This is a genomic window from Streptococcus cristatus (assembly GCF_001578775.1).
Lineage (GTDB): Bacteria > Bacillota > Bacilli > Lactobacillales > Streptococcaceae > Streptococcus > Streptococcus cristatus_A.
In genome coordinates, this window is sequence record NZ_KQ969062.1 from 337,364 (window position 1) to 358,912 (window position 21,549).

Here is a 21,549-nt window from a genome sequence, read left to right on the forward strand (position 1 = left end):
TCTTATCTAAAGCTAAAGCCTTCGTATACCAGCTCAGCCTTGGGATTTATTTCCTTAAAGATTTTGGCAAAATTAGTCATCATGACCAGGGGCCCACACATGAAAACGGTGGTGTCATCCGTCAGGTCATAGTTTTCAAAGTTGAGGTAGCCGTCTACATTGCTGTCTGTAAGAGTCAGATGGAGTTTGGGATTTTTCTCAGCGTAGGCACGGAGTTCCTCCAGATACACAGCATTTTCAGCTCCTGTATAAGCATAGAAGAAATCCACCTGCTTGTCCAAGTTAGGATTTTCACGCAGATAGGAGATAAAAGGCGTAATGCCAATCCCTCCAGCAATCCAAACCTGCTTGTCGCGGCCTTCTTCCAAAATCATATGGCCGTAAGCTCGGTCTACCTTAACTCTGGCCCCAACTTGAAGCTCACGGTAGATTTGCCCCGTATAGTCTCCAGAACCCTTAATCGTGAAATAGAGGGTCTTGCCCCGTCCACCAGAAATGGAAAACGGATGGGGAGCTTTTTCAAAACCTTTTTCCAATATTTTAATGAAGGCAAACTGTCCAAACTGGTAGTCAAACTCCTTGTTCAAGTGGAGTTTCATTTCCGTCGTGTCATGATTGAGATGGCGAATCCCTGCTACCCGACCGTAGTAGCTAAAACCAAACTCTTGGTAAAGGAAAATCATATAAAAGCCAGACCAAATGCCCAAGATTGCAAAGACATTGACGATCAAGGACAGGAGACTGAAACTAAAGAGGCTAACAGGGCTGAGCATGTAGGCATGGACCAGACCTAAAAGATAAGCGACATAAACCAAGCGATGGACCGTCCGCCAAATCTCGTACTTAATTTTATGCCCGAGGTAAGCCATCCCGATGATGGAAAGAAAGAAAAGGATAGACATTTCACCGATGATACCGGCCATACTGGTCCCAGAAATCCCCATCATGTACTGGTGGAAAATCAGAAAGACGATGGAAAAGATGGCGAGAACCTTGTGGTAAAAATACATGCTTTCAATCCCATGGAACCATTTTTCAAGGATGCGAGAGCGTGTCGCCAACATAAAGGTTAAAGCGAGAGTTGTAAGGGCGATGCCAGCCCCTGTATAGGGACTGGTGGCAGCGTTAGACGCCCATGCAAAAGCTGTGATGAGGATGCTAAGGAGAATCAAAGCTATCCCTGGAAATTGTTTCTTCATATCTATTCCTTACTAATTAGTAGTTTATAAGGAGTAATTTTATCATAGAAGTTGGGTTGGAGCAAGTTAACTGCTTATAATTGAGGAAAGGAACCCAAAAGAAATAGAGGACAGGACGAAATGTTCTTCTTTCTAGTGCCTCCCGTGGCTGACTGCAGCTGAACCTGCTGATGCAGTAACTATATTAGTCTGTGATTCTTTCTACTGATCAGTTTGTGCCTATCTGACCAATCGTGAGATAATCAACCTAAAAGCAGGTAGCACAGGAAGGGTGAACATTTAAAATGATAAATTGTAAAATATAGTGCACCAATAAATGATATGCCCCCTGTCAAGTAGACAGGTTAAATATCTAACAATACTGTCTGTGCTCTTGGTTTGACCTTTGCCCAAAATATCTCAGTGGCAGGTGGAGCAGCCTCTGTCACCACCTATGACAAACAGTTCTTGCTTAAGGCTGTCCTTGATGGTGATATTAATCCAGAAAGTGTCTTTACCACAAGCTATAAATTGGAAGATATTGATCAAGCCTATAAAGATATGGATGAACGCAAGTCTATTAAGTCTATGATTGTTATGGATTAGTTCAGTTCTACAAAAGGTTTGGAATGCAACAGATAGTTGTGCTTTCAAGCCTTTTTCTTTGTTGTAAAAGAGGCAATGGATTGCTTTGAAGAACATAAAAGGATTGTGTGCCTTTGTTCTGCCATTGCTATCTAACTATTTGTTCAACTATAACTAAAACGAATAGTTGGGTATGATTTCTAAGTATTTTACAAGATTTAGCTATGGCAGTATACTAGTTGCATCAAAAAGAAAGAGGTATTAACCGTGTATTTAGTAACTATTACGATAAAGACTAAAAAGATTGCTAAAGAAGATGAGGATGACTTATTACGTCGACATCGCGCTTGGTTTACTGACCAGTTTGATAAGGGCAATTTCCTAATTGTTGGTCCATATAAAGATAAAGGAATGGCAGGTATTGCCATTGCCAAGGCGGGAGATCGTGCTAGGCTAGATAAGATTCTTTCACAAGATGCTTACTATCCCGATTATGCCACATATGATGTTAGTGAATTTCAAGCTAACCTAATTGCAAATCATCTTTCAGACTATAAAGGACAGTAAGTGGACTTTAACAAAAAAGAATCGTTCGCTATAGGAATGAAGTTTTACGTATCTAAATAATTGAAACTTATACTAAATTTATCATGTGAGGCGAGTGTCTCATATAACTAGAAAGGTATTCCAAATAGGAATAATAAGGAAATAAACATGACAACAATGAATACGAAGGATGCAAAAATTGCACTTGGCACTTGGTCTTGGGGATCTGGAATGTTTGGAGGAGATGCTGTATTTGGCAACACACTTGGAGCAAATGATCTAAAGGCTGTCGTAGATGCTGCTTTGGAGAATCATTTAAATGTCTTTGATACAGCTTATGCATATGGTATCGGTGAATCTGAAAAGATTCTAGGTCAATCACTAGAACCTTATAACCGCGAAGACCTTATCATTTCAACAAAATTTACCCCAGGAATGCAAGATGATACTGCAAAAAATCCTGTTAAAAAAATGTTGGACGGCAGTATGGAACGTCTGGGGACCGATTATATTGATATCTACTGGATCCACAACTCAGTAGATGTGGAACGTTGGACGCCATATCTACCAGATCTTGTGAAGGCAGGAAAGGTGAAACGTGTTGGGGTTTCAAACCATAGCTTGGAACAGCTCAAACGCGTTCAAGAAATTTTGGAGCCTTCAGGAGTTAAAATTTCAGCCATTCAGAACCACTTTAGTCTCCTCTACCGTAGTTCGATTGATGATGGCCTCCTTGATTACTGTAAAGAAAATGATATTCAATTCTTTTCTTATATGGTATTGGAGCAAGGGGCACTTTCTGGTCGATACGATGAAAATAACTTACTTCCAGCTGATTCACAACGTGGAAAAACTTATAATCCACTCTTCCCAGCACTTCGTTCTCTCCTCACTGGTCTTCGAGCAGTCGCAGAAAAATATGATGCTTCAGTGGCTCAAATCGCAACTGCATGGGCGATTGGCCGCGACACAACACCAATTCTAGGGATAACAAAGGTTGAACAAGTAGAAGATGCTGCCAAAGTAGCATCCATTAAATTGACAGAGCAAGAGGTTTCTTACCTCGAACAATTGGCTGTTAACTCAGGTGTAGATACGCGTGGTGGCTGGGAAGGTCAAGCCTAACATCATTTGCGACTACATTTAACGAATTTGAAAGAAGGTTTTAATATGTTAGAAAACATTCAATCCCCAAGTGATTTAAAACGATTAAGCAAAGAAGAACTTGATCAAGTAGTTGAGGAGGCACGCCAAGCCCTCCTAGAAAAAACATCACAGCATGGTGGGCACAACGGTCCAAACTTTGGTGTTGTTGAGATGACTGTCGCGCTTCATTATGTTTTTAACTCTCCAATTGATAAGTTTATTTTTGATGTCTCTCACCAGTCTTATGTGCATAAGATGCTGACAGGACGTGCACAGGCCTTTTTGGACCCTGATCATTATGATGATGTGTCTGGTTATACCAATCCGAAGGAAAGTGACCATGATCTCTTTACCGTAGGGCATACCTCAACCTCTTTGTCTTTAGCTTCAGGTGTGGCAAGGGCGCGCGACCTTAAGGGGGAGAAAAATAATGTCATTGCCATTATTGGGGATGGCTCCTTGTCAGGTGGAATGGCTTATGAAGGTCTCAATATGATTGCTACTAGCAATACCAATACCATTGTAATTGTTAATGACAACGACCAGTCTATTGCAGCTAATCCAACCGGTGGCATTTACACAGCCCTTCGTAGACTTCGTGAGAGTAAGGGGGAAACTTCAGATAATCTCTTTAAAGCACTTGGGTTTGACTACCACTATTTAGAGGAAGGAAATGATTTAGATCAATTGATTGCCCTGTTTGAAGAGGTAAAAGACACAGATCATCCAGTGCTCTTACATATTCATACCATTAAAGGACACAGTATGCCTTTCATGGAGAAAAATAAGGAGGCCTATCACGCAGGTGGGCCATATGACCCAGAAACAGGTGAATACAAATCCTTTAATACTGGTGGTAAAACGTATTCCAGCATCACGACGAATCTGGTTCTTGATAAAATCAAAAAAGACCCAACTGTCGTAACTTTGACTGCAGGAACTCCAATGTTTCTTCTTAACCAAGACCAAAGAAAAGAAGCCGGTAACCAATTTATCGATGTTGGCATTGCAGAAGAGCAGGCCGCAACCATGTCAGTGGGGCTTGCTAAGAATGGTGCCAAACCTGTTTGGGCAGTAGCATCTACCTTCATGCAACGAACCTATGACCAATGGTCACATGATATTGCGTTAAACAATCAACCCGTGACAGTGCTGGTTTATATGGCCTCTGTCAATGGCATGAATGATGAGAGCCACCTTGGTTTCTTTGATATCCCTTTCTTGTCTCATATTCCCAATGTGGTTTATCTAGCACCAACTTCTAAGGAAGAACATTTAGCTATGTTGGATTGGGCGATTGAACAAGAAGAACATCCAGTTGCTATTCGTGTCCCCGTGGGTCCACTAAGAGAGATAGGTCAGGCAGACAAAACAGACTATTCTCAATTGAACAAAAATAAAGTGATGCAGGTAGGTCGTCAAGTCGCACTCTTTGGTCTGGGTAATTTCTATGGCTTCGCTGAAGAAGTAGCACAAGAACTAAAAGAAAAACATGGTATCACAGCAACCCTTGTTAATCCTCGCTATATTACAGGTTTAGATGAGACCTTACTGGACAATTTGCAAGAAAAACACGAGCTAGTAGTCACCTTAGAAGATGGGATTGTCGAAGGAGGGTATGGACAGATGGTAGCCAGTTACCTAGGTGATACAGCACTCAAGGTCAAAAATTTTGGAATTTCCAAAAACTACCATGACCGTTACGATTGCACGCAACTCATGGCCGAAAATGGTCTAACTGTTGAAAAAAATACATCTTATATTTTGAATCAATTAAATTAGAAAGGGGTGTTGTCAATGTTGAAAACGAGAATTTTCCTTTTTCATCCAAACCTAAGACAGTCTCGTGTGAACCGAATCCTTGCCAACAAAGCAGAAAAAGAGGGAGTTGAGGTGCGTGATATGTATGAGCTCTATCCTGATTTTAAAGTGGATGCATCGGTTGAGCAATCTGTCCTAGAAGATACGGATACTATCGTTTTTCAATTTCCTATGCACTGGTATTCATCACCAGCTCTTATGAAAGAATGGTTGGATACTGTTTTAGAATACGGTTGGGCCTATGGTTCAAATGGACATGCACTTCAAGGGGAAAAAGTGATTTTAGCAATCACTCAAGGTGCCAGTGATGTTGACTATACAGAAGATGGTCGATTTCATGTGACCACTGAAACACTGCTTAAACCTTTTGAGACCATTTCTTACCATACAGGGCTGGTCTTTCAAAAGCCCTTCATTCTATCTGGAACCTTAAGTATTTCAGATGAGGAGTTGCAAGAGAAAGCCAAAGACTATGTTAAATATCTAAGGAAATAAAAAATCAAGGCCACTAGTTATGAAGGCCTTGATCTTGAAGGAATGTTAATCCGTTGCTGGTAAGTCTTTGATACGCTGAAGGAAAGCTTGAGCTAAATCAGATAAGGTATGATCTTTTTTCCAGATTAAGCGCAGTGTCGGTGTTGCTAGTGGCTTTAGAGGTCGAGATACGAGCTCGGCTGGCAAGGGTAAGCCGCTTAAACTGAACGCAAAACCTAAGCTGGAAAGGGTCATTTGAATCCCGATGGATGGAATATTGAAAGAGCCGACGATATGAAGTTGATCGATACTCTTTCCAAACCAATTGCTCAGATCATGGTAGGCTTCCTTCTGGCCAAACACGATGAGAGGAAGTCCTTCAAGGTCGCTCGCTTCAATAGTCTCTTTTTGAGCTAGAGGATGGTCTTTGGGTAGAACAATAGCTGCCTGGTCCATCCAAGGGAGCCGGATATGTTCATAGCGTTCAGTTTTGACCAAACCTACTGAGAGAACAAAATCTAATAAGCCTTTATCTAGCTGTTCAAAAGCGTCTTCCATTCTTAAACCATGTAAATGGAGTTGTGTATCAGGATGGTCCTTCTCAATCTCAGCGAATATAGCTGTTAACTCCTTGAGTTTGGGGCTCTCATTTGTTCCAATATGCAATTCCCCAGTCAAAGTCTCCTGAGTTCGGAGATTGGCTAAAGTACCATCTAATAGGGATATCATGTCTTTTACCTTCCCCAGAAAATATTCCCCTCCCGGTGTCAGTGTCATACCACGGTTACCACGATCAAATAGTTGGATTCCCAATTCGTCTTCTAAATCACGCAGTTGTTTAGATAGGGTTGGTTGCGATACATGAAGGATTTGCGATGCTTTGGTAATATTCCCCTCCGCAGCAATCGTAATGAAATACTGTAAGACTCTTAGCTCCATAATTGTATTTTCCTTTGATTTCTAATGACTTCATTATATCACAAGCTTTCTTTTTTCACTGTCCTCTATCGTTTCCTTAATTATCAAAAATTATCAAATGTTGTAAAATAATCTGCTATAATTGAATGGAGAAATACAAAAGGAGACTCCCATGACAAAAATCGATGTGTTTGCACACGTTTTGCTGCCTGAATTTTACAAGCGTATGCTGATGCTAGATCCCGAACTGCCCCAGAAGATGCCCTTTATTCAAAACCCTATCTTGAGCGATATGGAACTTCGTCGTAAGCTCATGCCGGAAGGGGTCAAACAAGTCATCTCTTACGTAAATGCTAATCCTGAAGACTATGCCAATGAAAAAGTAGCACCACTCTTGGTTAAGAAGGCCAATGAGGAATTGACGAAGACTGTGCGTGTCAACTCAGATATCTTTGTGGGTGGTGTCGCCATGCTGGCTTTGAATAATATTGAAGCAAGTTTGGGAATTCTGGAACAGGTTGCTCAAACAGAGGAACTTTTAGGGGTTCAGCTCTTCACACGTCATCTTGGTGAGTCTGTGGCAGATGAACGTTTCAAGTCAATTTTTGCCAAATGTGCTGCATTAGACCTTCCGATTTGGCTTCATCCTGTATTTGATGAGCGCAAGCCAGACAACAACATCGTCTTTTCTTGGGAATACGAGTTAACTCAAGCCATGTACCAGATTGTAGAGGCGGGTTATTTCCAAGAGTTCCCGAATCTTAAGGTGATTGTCCACCATGCTGGGGCCATGGCTCCCTATTTTGCAGGTCGGATTGACCGTATTTTATCTGAAACCTTAGCTAAAGATTTCCGAAAATTCTATGTAGATACAGCTATTTTAGGCAATACAAAAGCACTGGAATTAGCAGCGGATTTCTTTGGAGTGGACCGTATTCTTTTTGGGACAGATGCCCCACTAGGTGTCGCACCGGCAGGTGCAACCCATGAGATAATTGAAGCCATTGAGAATATGACTTTGACAAATGAGCAACAGGAAGCTATTTTAGCTGATAATTTCAGTACTCTACTAGGAAAAGGAAGAGCAAAATGAACAAAGAATTGCAAATGCGACTTTTTACACTCGATTGGCGACTTGAAGATTTAGAGGACTTGCAAGAAATTGGTCGTCAAAATTTTCAAACCTCAATAGAGAAAGAACCAGGAACATTCTTTATGGCAATGGGTGCTGAAAAAGAGCAACCTGAGCGAACCTATGTGATTGAAATATATGCTGATGAAAATGCTTATAAAACACATGCGGCTTCTCAACATTTTCAAGCCTTCGCCTCCTTTGCAGTAGACCATCTACAAGGCCGTCAGGTAGTCAATCTGACACCAGAGGTTTTGGTGGAGAAAGAGGGAGGACTAAGTCTTTTGCAAGCATCTAACCAACAACTCAGAATCGAACATTTAACGATTAAGGAAAATCAGATTGCTGCCTTCAAAGGGGTTGTAGCTAAGGAGATGAAGCAGTCTATTAAACTTGAAGAAGGCGTACAACTGCTTTTTGCAGCTAGTGTGACGGAACAACCAGATGAGTGGATTTTTATTGAACTATACCAAGACCAAGAGGCTTACGACAAACATCGAGAAACCTCACATTTTAAAACCTATATCCAGAAAACTAAAGATATGGTTTTAGATAAAAGGTTGCAAGTACTGACACCCCAACTTGTGGTGAGTAGGGGGACATTCTAAAAAATCATTGAGTGCAAGAGTCGGATTGTTTGAAATCGAAAGAGTTGGAGAACTGTTTTGATTGAGTTAAAAATAAAAGAGAGATAAATTTAAAACTAATTGACTACGAACTACTCTTTTTTTATCGTACTAAAAAATAGTCACAAGATTTGAAAATAGGATAAAAAGGAGGCAATTGATTCATGTAGGCAAATAAGAAAGGTGTTTATGATTAAAAAGACGTTTACTATCGGTATTCTTGCAATGCTTGCCCTTGTTTGTGCAGGTGGTTGGTATTTCATTCACCAAAACCAAGCGCAGGCCGTAAAAGCAGAAGCAAGAAAAACATATATCCAATCAAGCCGTCCGACTATCTTTTTCCATGGTTGGGGTTCAAGCAGTCGTGCAGAAATACATATGGCTAATGCGGCTAAAAAAGCTGGCGTTACTCAGACTATTATCAAAGCTAAGGTAGCTGAGGATGGGACAGTCACTCTAAAAGGAACCATTCCTAAAGATGCTGTCAATCCGATTGTCCTAGTCAATTTTGACAATAATCGAGGGGCTAGCACTCAGGATCAGGGCAACTATGCCTACGCTGTTGTCAAAGCTCTCCAAAATACTTATGGAATTAAGGAGATGAATATGGTTGCTCACTCATACGGGAATATGGCCATCGTCTACTATATGCTCCAACACGGCAGTGATACGAGTCTACCTAAACTGATCAAACAAGTGGATATTGCTGGTCACTTTAACGGAATCATTGGTATGGATGAACCGAAAAATATCACACTAGATGACGAAGGAAAACCATCTAGCATGACAGAGTCTTATCAAGAGCTCTTGTCTCTTGGAAATCACTACCCTCAAGGTCAGGTTGAAGTTCTTAACATCTATGGCAATACAGGTAAAGGGAGTGATGAGCGCGTGACCAATTTGTCTAGTCAATCTTTGGGCTACCTGCTTAAAGGACATGTCAAATCTTATCAAGAAAAGGAAATCACAGGTCCTGATGGCCAACACAGTAAACTTCATGAAACAGCTTTAGTTGATGAGCCGATGATTGCTTTCTTGTGGGGTAAATGAGTTTATAAGAAAACAAAAAAGAGAGTGGGACAGAAATCGGTAATTCGTTAGAATTCGATTTCGTCGTCTCACCTCCGCACAGTTGAGTAGGGCTGTAAAAGCTGATAAAATCAGCGTAGTAGAGCCCACTCAACCACTGCGTCTTGCTCGACATCCAAAGACAATTGAGAGGCTAGGACTTTTGTCCCAGCCTCTTTTTTTAATACAAATCCCAATCTGGAGTTGAGAATTTCTTAGTTCGGGTCATATAAAAATGTGTGAAATGGACTTCCATTGCTAAGGTCATCAAGGTTGCAATGGTGATGACAATGGTAGGATTGGCTGAAAAAAGAAGGGAGAGAGCCAGTCCGATAAGGAAGAATGCGACTTGCAAGCCATAATAGAGCTTGTCATACTTGAGGTAACTCTTGTTAAAATAGCCATTTGCAAGGATAGCAGCTTGAAAGAGGCCGATACCCGTATAGAAGAAACTAGTCGCAAAAAGGTGATGGACATCTGGATTGACCAAGAAACTCATAGAAACAGTCACCATAATTAAGCCAATGAAAATTGGATAATGGCTGTAGATTAAGAAGATTCCTTTGTTCTTTCCTTCTTCATCAATGGCATGGTCAAACTGACCAAAGTAGTTCATAAAGAGGTTGACCATGATGATAAAGTAAAGGATAGAGTGGATAGAGAAATTTTCAACTGTAAAGAAGTCCGCTAGTCCCATAATCATCTCTCCGAAGGTAATAATAACCAGTAATGAGATACGCTCAATCAGGTGGGGGAGATTGATCTGAAAACTTCTAGCATGTCGAGTCAAGGTGATGGGCATGATAAAGGTTAAAAGAATCCCAGTCATGTAAATATGAATCCCAATATGAATTGGCAAAAGAGCAGCTAGGTAGACCAAAATGGTTCGAAGCCCCGTCATCCAAAGAAAACCCTTGATACTTTTCCGATTAGCCGGAGTGGTAGACTTACGCAAATACTCTACTAGATATTGGGAAAATAGGGTTAGGGTCAAAGTTCCAACTGCCCAGCAGAAGGTATGGAAATAGGACTGCCAGTCATTAGTAATCATATTTGATATCAAGAGCAGCATGGCCATATTGATGAACATGACAGTCATATTGAAAAGGGAATTCTTTCCATAGCGGTTGGTATAGACGGTCTGAATCATCCAAGAATTGACCAGAACCAGAAGCATCATCAGGAAACCAAAGATGGCATCTAACGATAAGACACCATGGTGAAGATGATGGATAAGGGCAGTTGTTTTGGAAATGGCATAAACAAAGACCAGATCATAAAAGAGTTCACTATACTCTACTCGTTTGTGCTTGATGAGGGATGTCATAATAGTCCTTTCAAAGTGTGAATGTCAATTCATTATTATATCAAAAAGAAGAGGATAAAAAAAGTTAGAACCTGTATTCACAACATCATAACGTCCTTAAAATCCGATGAATGTGAGATAGTTTTACAAAAGCAACTTCAGATGATACAGATTTTTCAACATCCTTGGCTAATCTTCGATAGTGGTTCAACCATGAGAAAGTCTGCTCTACTACCCAACGCTTTGGTATGATTCGCCAACTTCCTTTGATTTTTTCAGAAATATCTACTGGACACTGGAACTCCTGTGCCATCATCTCTTCAAAACTTTTCCTATAACCAGCATCAGCTGAAAAAGCCTTGATTGTCGGGAATGGTGCCATCACTTGACGCGCTACTAAAATCCCTGATTTTGTGTCGTGAAGATTAGCTGCATGAACCACAACATCAAGAAGATTCCCCATGGTATCAACCACAATGTGGCGCTTTCTCCCTTTTACTTTTTTACCGCCGTCAATACCTCGTTCCTCTGCAGCATCCGTTGTTTTCACTATGATAGCATAGGTTGGAGAGACTGACCTATCAGCTTTTAGTCGCTTTTTTTAACCAGCTCAGTCAAGATGGTATCCCACAGACCACTCGCCTTAGCACGACGAAAGAAACTCCATACCGTTGGATAAGGAGGAAAGTCATGAGGGAGCATGCGCCATTGACAGCCTGTTTTAGTGATGTACAAAGTCGCATTAACAAGTTCTCGTTTCGACCATTTATAGGTGCGGTGTTTGGAGAAATAGGGTTCAAGCTTTGCCCATTCTTGATCGTTTAAATCAGTATCATATGCTTTTCGTGTCATAACTTTAGTTTAACATTTTTTTGTGAATGCAGGTTCTTAGACTTATGGTCCTAAAGGAGAAAATTCTAATTCAGACTAGAGAATCGTCCAATGATGAGAAAAAATTGAAAACTCTTCAAACCTTCTCCATCTTATCCTAGGTATCAAATTTTTTTATTGCTTTTTTTCTTTCACTGGAATGGTCTTGATGACATGGGCAGGATTTCCAGCTAGCACGACATTGTCTCCAAATGATTTGGTGATGACCGCCCCCGCTCCTGCTACGACATTGTCTCCCAAGGTGAACCAGGTAGAACCGTCACTCCCCCACCAGTCCAGAAATTATCCCTAATCGTGATAGGTGCTCCGTACTCGATGCCGGAATTGCGCTCCTCAGGATCCAAAGGATGAAGGGGAGTCAAAAACTGACAGTTGGGTCCAATCATAGCATTGTTCCCAATCGTGATGGGACAGACATCTAGCATGGTCAGATTCCAATTGGCATAGAAGTACTCGCCGACGTGGATATTGATTCCATAGTCCGTGCAAAAGCCTGTTTCCGTGTGGAGGTGTTGGCCGGTGCTTCCAAACCAAGATTGGATGATAGCCGTCCGCTTTTTCGCATCTTGTTCTTGGTTAGAAGCGTATTGTTGGCGACGAGATTCTTGAGCAAGCTGTCTGAGTTCAGGGTCACCGGGCAAGTAGTAGTGACCGGCGATCATTTTTTGGTATTCAGATGTCATAAAGCCTCCAGACGTTTCATTTTCTTTCTATTATATATATCAAAAGAAACCCTAGTGACTCAAGGGCAGCTTCTTGTTCTATTCTTTTTCTGAGCAAGATACTTGCTTTTTTAAAAAATGAAGTTATAATTGACTTATCAACTGTTGATTTATCAAATATAGAAAGGAGCTGAAGATGATCTCAATCAATGATCTCCTCTACCAGCTTCATCTGGCTGACCAGGCGACGACCCACCTTTTTGAAAAGGAGCTAGGAATCAGCCTGACCCGCTACCAGATGTTGCAGTATCTCTTGTTGCATGGGGAGTCAAGTCAAATTGCCCTCAAGGATATCTTGAGGATTGACCAAGCAGCTTTGGCTCGCCATTTTAAGATTTTGGAGGAAGAGGGCTATGTCACTAGAGAACGTAACCCACTGAACCAAAGAGAGTCGATTGTAGCCTTGACAGAGGATGCGCGTGAGCAGCTACTTACCCATCCGTCTGCGCATCATCTCTCCACAAAGGAGCAGATGGAAAGTATTTTGACAGCGAGCGAAAGCAAGGAGCTGTCTCGATTGTTGGAAAAATTAGTTACTGGCTTGGAAGAAGTCAGCCTGGAACATTAGAAAGTAGGAATACACATGTCACTTATCACCCTTATCTTAGCAAGTCTTGTCGCTTTAGAACACATCTATATCTTTTATCTAGAAAGCATCGCGACCCAGTCAGATGCAACCAGCCGTGTCTTTAACATGGAAAAGGAAGAATTGGCCCGAAAATCCGTCACCTCCCTCTTTAAAAATCAAGGAATTTACAATCTATTGATTGCCCTTTTCCTCCTCTATGGCATTTTTATCTCTGGCAGTCTTGAGATTGTGACCATTTTTGTCCTCTTTGTTATCGGAGCAGCCACTTATGGATCGCTTACAGCCGACAAGAAAATCATCCTCAAGCAAGGTGGCCCAGCGATTTTGGCCTTGATTTCTATCTTGCTCTTTAAATAAAGGAAAATAAAGAAAAAGCCTGAACTCGAGCATTAAGAGAACTTGAGTTCAGGTTTTTTGGTTTTGAGAGAGTGGGACAGAAATCGGTAATTCGTTAGAATTCGATTTCGTCGTCCCACCTCCGCACAGTTGAGTAGGGCTGTAAAAGCTGATGAAATCAGCGCAGTAGAGCCCACTCAACCACTGCGTCTTGCTCGACAATCCAAAAACAATTGAGAGGCTAGGACTTTTGTCCCAGCCTCTTGCTTTTTCCTAAAAATGCTCGTTAAGCATTTTAGGGGAGGTTAAGAAGAGGGGGATCATAGAAGGATGGACTAGATTTTAAATTTAAATATCGATTTTATAAATATTATCTATTTAAAATATTCGATTTACAAATATAGGTTAAACCGATATAATGAAAGCGTAATCAAAAACCTCTGACGGAGAGAAATTGCTTCATATCTTCTAGCAAGATTCCTAGCACCGCCTCTTTATCAGGTAAGAGAGAGGCTGGGGTTAGGCAGTAGCAGGTTTTCTGCAACGGATCTTCAATGAAGTCTACTTGCCGGTAGTGGTTTGGATCCAGTTGCTTGGCGACGCTCAAGGGTAGAAAAGCCCAAGAGTCCGTGAAGTCAAGAAGGGACAGTTGCATGTGGCAGTTTCCAGCGGTGATCCATTGTTCCGCTGAAGAGGGAAATTGCTCCCGATGCCAAATCTCAAAATCCACTCCCCAGTTGATGTAGATTTCCTTTCCAGGATCTAGTTCTCTTAAAGAGAGCACTTCTGGTAGGACACTTGTCTGCTGAGTTACCAGGACCATAGGCTCGGTAAAGAGGGCTTCGACCTGGACGGTTGGGTAGTTGGCATAGGCGTAGGTGAAGCCAAGGTCAATGGCTCCTTTGTTGAGAAGTTCGTAGATCTCATTGGAGTGGTAGGTCGAGAGTTTGAGTTTGATTTCAGGATGCTGGAGGGCAAAGTCCTTGTAAAAAGGGAGAAGCGCAAAGGTATTGACCGACTCGATCCCAGCCACAGACAAGTGGGTCAAGTGCTGCTGAAACTTGAGGTGGTGGGTTTCTTGATAGAGGCTCTTCCATTGCTTGGCTAGAGACAAAAATTCCTCGCCACTCTTGGTTAGCACCAATTGCTTTTGCCCCGGTTGCCGGAAAAAGAGCTGGATTTCCAGATCAGCTTCTAGGTTTTGGATGCGGTGGCTAGCGGTTCCTTGAGAGATATAGAGTTTTTTGGCAGCAGCCGAGATGCTCTTGAGCTCAACTGCGGTTAAAAAGGTTTCAATTTCAGCATAGTTCATGAAGGAGTCCTCTTCTTTCTACTATCATTTAACACTATCTTGATGCATTTATCAAGTCTTAATCATAAAAAGGAGTACAGTATGATGACAACATTTCCCTATCAGGTAATTAGTGAATTTCCAAAAAACTTTCTCTGGGGTGGTGCTATTGCAGCCAATCAGGCAGAAGGTGCTTGGGACGAGGGTGGAAAAGGGGTAGATTTGGCCACCTGTTTCCGCAAGGGAATTCACCATCATTTTCGTGGTTTGCCCAATGACACCGATTATTTCCCAGGTCGTGAGGCTATAGACTTTTACCATCGTTATAAAGAAGATATCGCTCTCTTTAAGGAAATGGGCTTTAAGATCTTTCGGACCTCTATCAACTGGACGCGCATTTTTCCAAATGGGGACGAAGAAAAACCGAATGAAGAAGGTTTGGCTTTTTATGATCGCCTTTTTGATGAATTGCTTGCCAACGGTATTGAACCTATGATTACTATTTCTCACTATGAGACGCCTATGGGCTTGGTGGAGAAATACGGTAGTTGGCGTAATCGTAAGATGATTGATTTCTATCTTCGCTATACAGAGGCCATCTTTACCCGCTATAAGGACAAGGTCAAGTACTGGATGACCTTTAACGAAATTAACAATATGCGCCGAAATCCTGATTATGTGGGAGGGATTCTCTTTGATGGGACAGAAACTAACAAGATGGAAATCGTTTACCAGGCCAATCACCACATGTTTGTCGCCAATTCCTTGGCTATCAAGATGGGGAAAGAAATTATGGGAAATGACGTCAAGATTGGATGTATGTTATCATTAAGTAATGTCTATCCTTATGATTGCAACCCAGAAACAGTGCTTGAGACCATGAACCTACGTCGCAGAACTCTCTTTTTCTCCGATGTCATGATTCGAGGAACTTACCCGAACTATGTTTACCGTTTGTGGCAGGAAAATGATGTTCACATTGAGATCCAAGAAGGGGACTTAGAACTTTTAAGAACTTATACCAGTGAATTTCTGGCCTTTAGTTACTATAAAACTACCACGCATGAACTGGGGCAACCTTTCTTTGGGGATACAGGTGGCGATATCGGAACTCCCAATCCCTTCCTTGAAACCTCTGACTGGGGCTGGCAGATTGACCCGACAGGCTTCCGCTACACCCTTAATGAAGTTTGGGATCGTTACCAAGTGCCACTCTTTCCAGTTGAAAATGGGCTAGGAGCTGTGGACCAGGTGGTAGATGGTCAGATTCATGACCCTTACCGAATGGCTTATCTAGAAGCCCATCTCAAAGCCCTTAAGGAAGCCATCAAAGACGGGGTAGAGGTTTGGGGCTATGCCTACTGGGGACCAATTGATATCGTGTCTGCTGGAACAGCCGAAATGAAAAAACGCTACGGTTTTATCTATGTGGACAAAGACAATGACGGAAACGGTAGCTTAGAACGCATTAAAAAAGATAGCTTTGACTGGTACAAGGCTGTCATCGCAACTAATGGAAAAAATTTATAAAGAAGTAGGATAATACTATGGCTAAAGAGTTAGACAACAAACGCATTGCCAAAGAAATCATTAAAGAAGTAGGGGGACTTGACAATATCGCCTCTGTCACCCACTGTATGACTCGTCTGCGCTTTGTCATTAAGGACAAAAGCAAAATCACAGATAAGCTTGAAAAGGTGGAGGCAGTCTTGGGAGTAGTGGATGCCACAGGGCAACTCCAGATTGTGTTAGGGATGAATCTGCTTCCCATCTATTCTGAGGTAGAGAAGATTTACAATAAGAAAAGTAAACAATTAGCCGTAGAGGCGCCAGTAGGGGATGGATCAAAAGAAAAACGAACACCCAAAAAAGTCATTAGTGACTTGATTGGTTTTATCGGAAGTTCCGTGACTCCTATGGTACCTGGACTGGTGGCTGGAGGAATGTTCAAGCTCTTTCTCTTGATTGCTATCTTAGTGGTGCCGAGCTTTAAAGGGACTTCTTCCTATGCTCTTTTGAGCTTTATTGCCAATACACCCTTCTACTTCATGCCTATCTTTGTAGCTTTTGGGGTTGCTAAACACATGGGAACGACACCGATCTTTGCCATGGCCGCAAGCGCAGCCTTGATTTCACCGGATTTTGTGGCTTTGGTTGCCAAGGGTGAACCCATCAGTTTGTTTGGAGTTGGTGTCTTACTGGATACCTATGTCAGCAGTTTAATTCCTGCGATCTTGATCAGTTATGTGGCTGGGAAATTGGAAGGCATTCTTAATAAAATTATTCCGGGAATTTTCCGTGCCGTCTTTGTTGGGGTCTTGACTATTGCTATTTCAGAGGCGCTAGGCTATATTATTCTTGGCCCAATCGGCACCTATATTGGAAACTACATCATGCTGGGACTCAGCTTTTTACAATCAACGGTTGGTCCTTTTGCGGTCGGAATTTTGGCAGCTGGTCTTCCCTTTATTATTGTGGCCGGGATTCATCACCTCTTTAGTCCCTTTATGGTGCAAAGTCTTTCAAGCTTAGGATTCGACGGATTCTTTAGACCTGCATTGATCCTTCATAACATTGCTGAAGGTGGCGCCTGTTTTGCCATTGCTCTCAAGACAAAAAATCAAGATCTCCGTGCAGAGGCTATCAGTTGTGGGGTCGGTTGTGTCATGGCTGGCGTTACCGAACCAGCCCTCTACGGGATCATGCTTCGTTTGAAAAAACCTCTGTATGGCGTTGTTATCGGTGGAGGTATCGGTGGCTTGATTGCAGGTTTCCTTGGTGCCAAGGCCTTTATCATGGGCTACTCTAGTGTCCTTGCTATTCCGATTTTTCAAGCGACCATGGTGGCCATTATCGTCGGAATCCTGGTTTCCTTTGTCTTGTCCTTCTTGATTGTTTATTTCTTTGCTTTTGCAGAATTAGAAGAGGAGGCTTAAGATGAAATTAACCGATGAACTTATCGCAAAAATCAGTCAACTACCAACAGGTAATATCGCAGACTCAAACACAGTGCGTGGAGTCTTGGATACAGCCATCAAACCTGTCAATCCCCACGTTCATATGGTGGGTCGTGCTTTTACGGTAGACTGTCAGCCAGGAGATAACTTAGCCATTCATCAAGCCATGTATGAAGCAGAGCCAGGCGATGTCCTCTTTCTGGCCTTCAAAGGCTTCGACCAAGCAGGGCATTTTGGTGATATGATGGCCAATGCCTGCAAGGTCAGAGGACTAGCAGGTGTTGTGATCGACGGTTCTTGTCGTGACTACCAAGACATCTATGAGCTGGAGTACCCTGTCTATTCTCGGGGTTACAATCCTGCCCCAACAGTCAAGGAAAGTCTGGCTAAGATGGGACAGGAAATCACCATCGGTGGGGTGACTATTCATCAGGGAGACCTGGTCGTAGGCGATTGTGACGGGATTGTCATCATTCCAAAAGAGGATGAGGACAAGGTCATGGAAAAAGCCTTTGCTAAGTTTGAGCGCGAGAAGAAAATTCTAGCTGACATCAAGGCAGGAAAATCAACCTTGGACATCTACGGCTTTAGAGAATTGATTGCTGACAAACAAGTCGGTCACGTTTAAAAATGAACGAAAATGAAGAAGGCTCAGGTGACTGGGCTTTTTTCCATGCCGCAACGGCGTCTCCATAAGCGAAAACGTCTCTGTCGTAAATTGTCAAATAACTGTCAGGCATTATCATTTACTTGTCAGGCTTGGTATCGTATAATAGTCTCATCAATCAAATGAAACAAAAGAGGAAATCAACATGTCAAACAAAAAAGTTATCTTGATCACAGGCGCTTCATCAGGAATTGGCTACCAAACAGCGGAACAATTGGCCAAAGAAGGCCACAGCGTCTATGGGGCTGCCCGTCGTGTGGATGCCATGGAACCACTCAAGGCCTTTGGCGTGACCCCTGTCCGTCTCGATATTACGGATGAAGCTTCTATCAAGGAAGCTTTAGAAACTATCATCGCTAAAGAAGGACGCATTGATGTCTTGGTCAATAACGCTGGCTACGGCTCATACGGTGCGGTCGAAGATGTGACCATCGAAGAAGCCAAGATGCAGTTTGAAGTCAACATCTTTGGACTAGCCAGCCTTACCAAGCTAGTCCTTCCTTACATGCGAAAACAAGCGTCAGGTCGCATCATCAACATCGGCTCTATGGGCGGTCGTTTGACCTCTTACTTTGGCGCTTGGTACCATGCGACCAAATACGCCCTTGAAGCCTTCTCAGATGGCTTGCGGATGGAAGTGTCAGACTTTGGTATCGACGTGGTCTTGGTAGAGCCAGGTGGCATCAAGACGGACTGGGGCTTTATCGCAGCGGACAAATTGGCCGAGTCAGCCAAGGGTGGTGCCTATGAAGCAGCCGCAACCAAGGCAGCGGAAGGCATGCGCAGCCAGTACTCTGGCAACATGATGTCAGATCCTAAGGTCATCTCAAATGCCATCTCAAAAGCGGTCAACAGCCGCCGTCCTAAGACCCGTTACCTGGTCGGCATGGGCGCAAAACCCTTGGTCTTCCTGCACGCTATCCTACCAGACCGCTGGTTTGACGCCCTTATGAAACGGGCTAGCTAATAGCGACGAAAGCATTCTTCTAGACTAGAGCATCCCTGCTCTGGTCTTTTTTATTTGGAGAAGTCTGGAAATTGTCTGTCTATATTGGCGTAAACTGACAAGTTGATGGCGTCTACTGTCATTCACTTGCAGTGTTAAAAGGACTATAATAGCTCCATAAGGTTGAGTAAGACCTAATACTCTTCGAAAATCTCTTCAAACCACGTCAGCTCCCATCTGCAACCTCAAAACAGTGTTTTGAGCAACCTGTGGCTAGCTTCCTAGTTTGCTAATGATTTTCATTGAGTATAAAATAAATCAGAATATGAGGTATTCACTATGACACAAACAGCACAAGAAGCATTTGACCAACTAGATCCCCAAGCTTGGACCAAGGTTTCCATCGAGGAGCGCCTACAAATCCTGACTGAGATTCAAGCTAATATGCGTCAATACGGCGCAGAACTGGGTCAAGCAGAGATGGAAATGAAGAACCGTTTGACGGGGGCAGACCTTTACTCTCAAACAGATGGCATGTTGCAGACCTTGGTAGCCGTAGGAAATGTCATCAATGCCAGCACCTTTATCTATCAAACCTTGGCAGAGACAGGAAAGATGCCAGAAGCCAAATCTATTCGTGATTTGGGCGATGGAACCTTTGAGGTGGAAGTCTTTCCAACAGCACCAGTGGATCAGATGACGGCTGCAACTCAGCATGGCTACCTACGCCTTGTCGGCCAGCCCAAGCAAGTCAGCCCACTTGATAAAGAAGCTGGTATCATTGCCGTTTCAGGTGCGGGAAATTACAGCTCGTCTATTGAGACCATTAAGGCCATCTTCTTTGACAATAAGACAGTCATTCACAAGGCCCACCGCTTAAATGAAGCAACAGACAAGGTCTGGGAAAAGATTTTTGCACCCCTTGTGGAACGAAAAGCTCTCTCATTTGCCGGGGTGGACTATAGCCGTGACTTGATCCAGTTAGAAGGGCTGGATGCCATCTACTTCACAGGGTCAACAGCTGTTGCCAAAAATATTATGGACTCAACAGATACTCCCTTAGTGTCAGAATGTGGTGGGAATAACCCTGCCATCATCGTTCCTGGCGATCGTCCTTGGACTGCAGAAGAAATCAAAAATCAGGCAGAACTCATTGTATCGATTGCAAAAGGTAATGGTGGGGCAGCCTGTGGACGTCCGCAGACCTTCATCACGTCCAAACACTGGGCACAACGGGAAGAATTTTTGGATGCCATCCGTCAAGCAGCCCAATCAACCTTTGCCGTTGGGACCTACTATCCTAAGAGTGCCGAAGTACGGGAGGCTTTCCTAGCAGCTCACCCACAAGCAGAAATCATCAAACCAGAAGGCGGCCAATACCCCAACACAGACTTCCTCTTTATCCCCGATATGGACAAGTCTGCCTACGGTGTCACGCATGAAGCCTTCTGCCAAATCATGGGAGAAGTAGCGCTTGATGTACCAGCGACTGCCGAAGCCTTTTTACCAGCAGCAACCGCCTTTGCCAATGATGCATTGCTGGGGACTCTAGGATGTATGATCCTGATTGATGATGAAACCCGTGCCAAGCATGAAGACGCCTTTCAAACAGCCCTTAGCGAACTCAACTACGGTGGGATTACGGTCAACACCACCCCTCCAATGGTTTGGTTTAATGCCTACCTGACTTGGGGAGGCTGCAAAGAGACCAAAGAAAACTTTGTTTCAGGGATTGGAAACTTCGGAAACGCTCTCAACTTTGAACAGGTTGAAAAATCCATCTTGATCGAACAATTTGCGGCTACTGGTTTCTTATACAATGACCGCCAAGCCACAGATGCCATGAACCAACAGGTCATCAACTTCACACTGGGAAATATGGAATAAGAGCCCGTCTCTAATGAACACAGCAGATTTTCTGTTGTGTTTTTTCTGTGAAGAGCAGTAGTAGCCTGTCGTAAATTGACAAGTCAATGGCATGCCTTGCTATGGGCTTTTCTTTAGTCAAGGTTTATAATGTTTTCTATAAAGAAATCAGATTGGGGAAAAATATGACAACTGCTATTTTACTGGGAGCGACGGGAGAAGTCGGAGGCGCTATCTTACAGGAACTGCTGGCTAGTCCAGCCTATTCGACTGTCTACGTCCTTGGGCGTTCTTCCATTAACCGCTTGCCCCATCATCCCAAGATGATCACGCTTGTCACGAACCTGGAAGACCCACAAGTGGATCCCGAAATCCTCAAACAGGCAGATGTCTTTTTTGCCATTGGGACTGGGGTGCGGGCTGACTTTGAAAGGGTCGATTACGGTTATGCGGTCGCTTTTGCCCGTCTCTGTCAAGGAAAGAT

General features: G+C 43.0%; 20 protein-coding genes and 3 pseudogenes. 16 read left to right on the top strand and 7 right to left on the bottom strand.

All coding sequences use genetic code 11. The annotated features are described in order from the left end of the window. Positions 1-2 precede the first annotated feature (2 nt). A complete protein-coding gene (locus SCRDD08_RS01675) occupies positions 3-1,199 on the bottom strand; it encodes a ferredoxin reductase family protein (RefSeq protein WP_061422144.1) in 1,197 nt (398 codons plus the stop codon). 369 nt (positions 1,200-1,568) lie between these two features. Between SCRDD08_RS01675 and SCRDD08_RS01680 the strand changes: the two are divergent. The 5 genes and pseudogenes from SCRDD08_RS01680 to SCRDD08_RS01700 all read left to right on the top strand — a co-directional run. After that, positions 1,569-1,784, top strand: a pseudogene (locus SCRDD08_RS01680) (Zn-dependent alcohol dehydrogenase); the annotation flags it as partial. Positions 1,785-2,030: 246 nt separating this feature from the next. Then, the gene (locus SCRDD08_RS01685; RefSeq protein WP_061422146.1) at positions 2,031-2,330 is read left to right on the top strand and encodes a YciI family protein; all 300 of its coding nucleotides are present in this window, start codon (positions 2,031-2,033) and stop codon (positions 2,328-2,330) included. Positions 2,331-2,486: 156 nt separating this feature from the next. Next, entirely contained in the window at positions 2,487-3,434 is a 948-nt protein-coding gene (locus tag SCRDD08_RS01690) for an aldo/keto reductase (protein ID WP_061423244.1), read from the top strand. A gap of 45 nt (positions 3,435-3,479) precedes the next feature. Further along, positions 3,480-5,237, top strand: a complete 1,758-nt coding sequence (locus SCRDD08_RS01695) for a 1-deoxy-D-xylulose-5-phosphate synthase (RefSeq protein WP_061422147.1) — start codon at positions 3,480-3,482, stop codon at positions 5,235-5,237. 15 nt (positions 5,238-5,252) lie between these two features. Further along, positions 5,253-5,771, top strand: coding sequence for an NAD(P)H-dependent oxidoreductase (locus tag SCRDD08_RS01700; RefSeq protein ID WP_231089317.1), 519 nt, complete (start codon positions 5,253-5,255; stop codon positions 5,769-5,771). Positions 5,772-5,816: 45 nt separating this feature from the next. On the opposite strand, the gene SCRDD08_RS01705 is transcribed toward SCRDD08_RS01700, so the two are convergent. Continuing rightward, positions 5,817-6,689, bottom strand: a complete 873-nt coding sequence (locus SCRDD08_RS01705) for a LysR family transcriptional regulator (protein ID WP_061422148.1) — start codon at positions 6,687-6,689, stop codon at positions 5,817-5,819. 151 nt (positions 6,690-6,840) lie between these two features. On the opposite strand from SCRDD08_RS01705, the gene SCRDD08_RS01710 reads away from it, so the two are divergent. The 3 genes from SCRDD08_RS01710 (at position 6,841) to SCRDD08_RS01720 (ending at position 9,476) form a co-directional block, all read left to right on the top strand. Further along, positions 6,841-7,761 carry an amidohydrolase family protein gene (locus SCRDD08_RS01710; protein ID WP_061422149.1) on the top strand — a complete coding sequence of 307 codons (921 nt, stop codon included), beginning with the start codon at positions 6,841-6,843 and terminating at the stop codon, positions 7,759-7,761. Continuing rightward, positions 7,758-8,408: a putative quinol monooxygenase gene (locus SCRDD08_RS01715; protein ID WP_061422150.1), complete on the top strand. Its 651-nt coding sequence runs from the start codon at positions 7,758-7,760 to the stop codon at positions 8,406-8,408. Before SCRDD08_RS01710 ends, SCRDD08_RS01715 begins: the two co-directional genes overlap by 4 nt. A 207-nt stretch (positions 8,409-8,615) precedes the next feature. Beyond that, positions 8,616-9,476 carry an alpha/beta hydrolase gene (locus tag SCRDD08_RS01720; RefSeq protein WP_061422151.1) on the top strand — a complete coding sequence of 287 codons (861 nt, stop codon included), beginning with the start codon at positions 8,616-8,618 and terminating at the stop codon, positions 9,474-9,476. Positions 9,477-9,675: 199 nt separating this feature from the next. Here the strand turns inward: SCRDD08_RS01720 and SCRDD08_RS01725 are convergent, their stop codons facing one another. From SCRDD08_RS01725 to SCRDD08_RS01735, 4 genes and pseudogenes are all read right to left on the bottom strand, one after another. Beyond that, complete coding sequence (locus tag SCRDD08_RS01725; protein ID WP_061422152.1) at positions 9,676-10,821, bottom strand: low temperature requirement protein A; 1,146 nt, start codon at positions 10,819-10,821, stop codon at positions 9,676-9,678. 85 nt (positions 10,822-10,906) lie between these two features. Then, positions 10,907-11,350, bottom strand: a pseudogene (locus SCRDD08_RS01730) (transposase); the annotation flags it as partial. 38 nt (positions 11,351-11,388) lie between these two features. Continuing rightward, entirely contained in the window at positions 11,389-11,652 is a 264-nt protein-coding gene (locus SCRDD08_RS10940; RefSeq protein WP_081104244.1) for a transposase, read from the bottom strand. A 153-nt stretch (positions 11,653-11,805) separates the two neighbouring features. Further along, a pseudogene (locus SCRDD08_RS01735) lies at positions 11,806-12,374 on the bottom strand (sugar O-acetyltransferase). Between the two features lie 175 nt (positions 12,375-12,549). Between SCRDD08_RS01735 and SCRDD08_RS01740 the strand changes: the two are divergent. Together SCRDD08_RS01740 and SCRDD08_RS01745 are read left to right on the top strand one after the other, a co-directional pair. Beyond that, entirely contained in the window at positions 12,550-12,981 is a 432-nt protein-coding gene (locus tag SCRDD08_RS01740; RefSeq protein WP_061422154.1) for a MarR family winged helix-turn-helix transcriptional regulator, read from the top strand. 15 nt (positions 12,982-12,996) lie between these two features. Continuing rightward, positions 12,997-13,359, top strand: coding sequence for a DUF1304 domain-containing protein (locus tag SCRDD08_RS01745; protein ID WP_061422155.1), 363 nt, complete (start codon positions 12,997-12,999; stop codon positions 13,357-13,359). 409 nt (positions 13,360-13,768) lie between these two features. Here the strand turns inward: SCRDD08_RS01745 and SCRDD08_RS01750 are convergent, their stop codons facing one another. Continuing rightward, on the bottom strand, positions 13,769-14,650 hold the full coding sequence (locus SCRDD08_RS01750; protein ID WP_061422156.1) for a LysR family transcriptional regulator: 882 nt from the start codon (positions 14,648-14,650) through the stop codon (positions 13,769-13,771). Between the two features lie 81 nt (positions 14,651-14,731). On the opposite strand from SCRDD08_RS01750, the gene SCRDD08_RS01755 reads away from it, so the two are divergent. The 6 genes from SCRDD08_RS01755 to SCRDD08_RS01780 all read left to right on the top strand — a co-directional run. Continuing rightward, positions 14,732-16,159: a glycoside hydrolase family 1 protein gene (locus SCRDD08_RS01755; RefSeq protein ID WP_061422157.1), complete on the top strand. Its 1,428-nt coding sequence runs from the start codon at positions 14,732-14,734 to the stop codon at positions 16,157-16,159. A 17-nt stretch (positions 16,160-16,176) separates the two neighbouring features. Next, the gene (locus SCRDD08_RS01760) at positions 16,177-17,565 is read left to right on the top strand and encodes a PTS transporter subunit EIIC (protein ID WP_061422158.1); all 1,389 of its coding nucleotides are present in this window, start codon (positions 16,177-16,179) and stop codon (positions 17,563-17,565) included. A 1-nt stretch (position 17,566) separates the two neighbouring features. Then, positions 17,567-18,214, top strand: coding sequence for an RraA family protein (locus SCRDD08_RS01765; protein ID WP_061422159.1), 648 nt, complete (start codon positions 17,567-17,569; stop codon positions 18,212-18,214). Between the two features lie 184 nt (positions 18,215-18,398). After that, entirely contained in the window at positions 18,399-19,220 is an 822-nt protein-coding gene (locus SCRDD08_RS01770) for an oxidoreductase (RefSeq protein ID WP_061422160.1), read from the top strand. Positions 19,221-19,538: 318 nt separating this feature from the next. Then, the gene (locus tag SCRDD08_RS01775) at positions 19,539-21,086 is read left to right on the top strand and encodes an aldehyde dehydrogenase family protein (protein WP_061422161.1); all 1,548 of its coding nucleotides are present in this window, start codon (positions 19,539-19,541) and stop codon (positions 21,084-21,086) included. Between the two features lie 164 nt (positions 21,087-21,250). Beyond that, positions 21,251-21,549, top strand: a 299-nt coding sequence (locus tag SCRDD08_RS01780; RefSeq protein WP_462217690.1) for a Rossmann-fold NAD(P)-binding domain-containing protein, incomplete at its 3' end; no start/stop codon positions are given.

Bases quoted from the DNA above. Each gene is read 5' to 3' on its own strand.
- SCRDD08_RS01720 (WP_061422151.1), top strand. From the start codon at position 8,616: ATGATTAAAAAGACGTTTACTATCGGTATTCTTGCAATGCTTGCCCTT.
- SCRDD08_RS01705 (WP_061422148.1), bottom strand. From the start codon at position 6,689: ATGGAGCTAAGAGTCTTACAGTATTTCATTACGATTGCTGCGGAGGGG.
- SCRDD08_RS01755 (WP_061422157.1), top strand. From the start codon at position 14,732: ATGATGACAACATTTCCCTATCAGGTAATTAGTGAATTTCCAAAAAAC.
- SCRDD08_RS01770 (WP_061422160.1), top strand. From the start codon at position 18,399: ATGTCAAACAAAAAAGTTATCTTGATCACAGGCGCTTCATCAGGAATT.
- SCRDD08_RS01740 (WP_061422154.1), top strand. From the start codon at position 12,550: ATGATCTCAATCAATGATCTCCTCTACCAGCTTCATCTGGCTGACCAG.
- SCRDD08_RS01710 (WP_061422149.1), top strand. From the start codon at position 6,841: ATGACAAAAATCGATGTGTTTGCACACGTTTTGCTGCCTGAATTTTAC.
- SCRDD08_RS01725 (WP_061422152.1), bottom strand. From the start codon at position 10,821: ATGACATCCCTCATCAAGCACAAACGAGTAGAGTATAGTGAACTCTTT.
- SCRDD08_RS01765 (WP_061422159.1), top strand. From the start codon at position 17,567: ATGAAATTAACCGATGAACTTATCGCAAAAATCAGTCAACTACCAACA.
- SCRDD08_RS01675 (WP_061422144.1), bottom strand. From the start codon at position 1,199: ATGAAGAAACAATTTCCAGGGATAGCTTTGATTCTCCTTAGCATCCTC.
- SCRDD08_RS01700 (WP_231089317.1), top strand. From the start codon at position 5,253: ATGTTGAAAACGAGAATTTTCCTTTTTCATCCAAACCTAAGACAGTCT.
- SCRDD08_RS01745 (WP_061422155.1), top strand. From the start codon at position 12,997: ATGTCACTTATCACCCTTATCTTAGCAAGTCTTGTCGCTTTAGAACAC.
- SCRDD08_RS01695 (WP_061422147.1), top strand. From the start codon at position 3,480: ATGTTAGAAAACATTCAATCCCCAAGTGATTTAAAACGATTAAGCAAA.
- SCRDD08_RS10940 (WP_081104244.1), bottom strand. From the start codon at position 11,652: ATGACACGAAAAGCATATGATACTGATTTAAACGATCAAGAATGGGCA.
- SCRDD08_RS01775 (WP_061422161.1), top strand. From the start codon at position 19,539: ATGACACAAACAGCACAAGAAGCATTTGACCAACTAGATCCCCAAGCT.
- SCRDD08_RS01690 (WP_061423244.1), top strand. From the start codon at position 2,487: ATGAATACGAAGGATGCAAAAATTGCACTTGGCACTTGGTCTTGGGGA.
- SCRDD08_RS01750 (WP_061422156.1), bottom strand. From the start codon at position 14,650: ATGAACTATGCTGAAATTGAAACCTTTTTAACCGCAGTTGAGCTCAAG.
- SCRDD08_RS01760 (WP_061422158.1), top strand. From the start codon at position 16,177: ATGGCTAAAGAGTTAGACAACAAACGCATTGCCAAAGAAATCATTAAA.
- SCRDD08_RS01715 (WP_061422150.1), top strand. From the start codon at position 7,758: ATGAACAAAGAATTGCAAATGCGACTTTTTACACTCGATTGGCGACTT.